Raw genomic sequence first — 1370 nt, 5'->3', positions numbered from 1 at the left:
CGGGCGTCCTTGCGGGAGGCTTGGGAGGCGTTGGCGAGCAGGCGGCCTTTGGTGTCGGTCACGGGGTAGGACCTGCCGGATTCGGAGCGGGGGAAGGCGCCCCCGATGTAGAGCTTGTAGGTTTTGCGCACGGAGAGACGGTCAGGCATTGAGGTAGGCCTCCAGTCCGTGGCGTCCGCCCTCGCGGCCGAACCCCGATTCCTTGTAGCCGCCGAACGGGGAGGCCGGGTCGAACTTGTTGAACGTGTTGGCCCACACCACCCCGGCCCGCAGCCGCTGCGCCGTCCACAGGATCTGCGACCCCTTCTCGGTCCAGATGCCCGCCGACAGCCCGTAGGGGGTGTTGTTGGCCTTGGTCACGGCCTCGTCGGGCGTGCGGAACGTCAGCACCGACAGCACGGGCCCGAAGATCTCCTCGCGGGCGATCCGGTGCGACTGCGCCACCCCGGTGAACAGGGTCGGCGCGAACCAGAACCCCTGGGCCGGCAGCTCGCACGGCGGCGACCAGCGCTCGGCGCCCTCGGCCTCCCCGGCGTCGGACAGTTCGCGGATTCTGGCGAGCTGGGCGGCGGAGTTGATCGCGCCGATGTCGGTGTTCTTGTCGAGGGGGTCACCGACCCGCAGCGTCGCCATCCGCGCCTTCAGCCGCTCCAGGACCTGTTGGGCGACCGATTCCTGGACCAGCAGCCGCGATCCGGCGCAGCACACGTGGCCCTGGTTGAAGAAGATCCCGTTGACGATGCCCTCGACGGCCTGGTCCAGGGCGGCATCTTGGTAGACGATGTTGGCGGCCTTGCCGCCCAGCTCCAGCGTCAGTTTCTTGCCGGTGCCGGCCAGGGTGCGGGCGATCTGCCGGCCGACGTCGGTGGAGCCGGTGAAGGCGACCTTGTCGATTCCCGGGTGCGCGACCAGGGCCGCGCCGGTCTCGCCCGCGCCGGTGACGATGTTGACCACGCCGGGCGGCAGCTCGGCCTGCCGGCAGATGTCGGCGAACAGCAGCGCCGTCAGCGGCGTGGTCTCCGCCGGCTTGAGCACCACGGTGTTGCCGCACGCCAGCGCCGGGGCGATCTTCCAGGCCAGCATCAGCAGCGGGAAGTTCCACGGGATGACCTGCCCCGCCACCCCCACCGGCTGGGGGTCGGGCCCGAACCCGGCGTGGCGCAGCTTGTCGGCCCACCCGGCGTAGTAGAAGAACCACGCCGCCGCCAGCGGCACGTCCACGTCCCGCGACTCGCGGATCGGCTTGCCGTTGTCGATCGACTCCAGCACGGCCAGCTCCCGCGACCGCTCCTGCACGATCCGCGCGATCCGGTACAGGTACTTGGCCCGCTCCGCACCCGGCATCGGACCCCACACCTTGTCATAGGCGG

The 1370-nt window shown here is 70.5% G+C and carries 1 protein-coding gene and 1 pseudogene; both read right to left on the bottom strand.

All coding sequences use genetic code 11. The annotated features are described in order from the left end of the window. A pseudogene (locus tag AB0K37_RS42215) lies at positions 1–149 on the bottom strand (aldehyde dehydrogenase); the annotation flags it as partial. After that, positions 142–1370: aldehyde dehydrogenase family protein (locus AB0K37_RS42210; RefSeq protein WP_363991877.1), on the bottom strand; the 1229-nt coding region annotated here is incomplete at its 5' end. The pseudogene AB0K37_RS42215 and the gene AB0K37_RS42210, both read right to left, overlap by 8 nt.

The sequence above is a fragment of the Actinomadura sp. NPDC049753 genome (assembly GCF_040674655.1).
In the GTDB taxonomy this organism is placed as follows: domain Bacteria; phylum Actinomycetota; class Actinomycetes; order Streptosporangiales; family Streptosporangiaceae; genus Spirillospora; species Spirillospora verrucosospora.
Note: the sequence above shows the minus strand (reverse complement) of the source record. Positions and strands in the feature narration are given on the sequence as shown.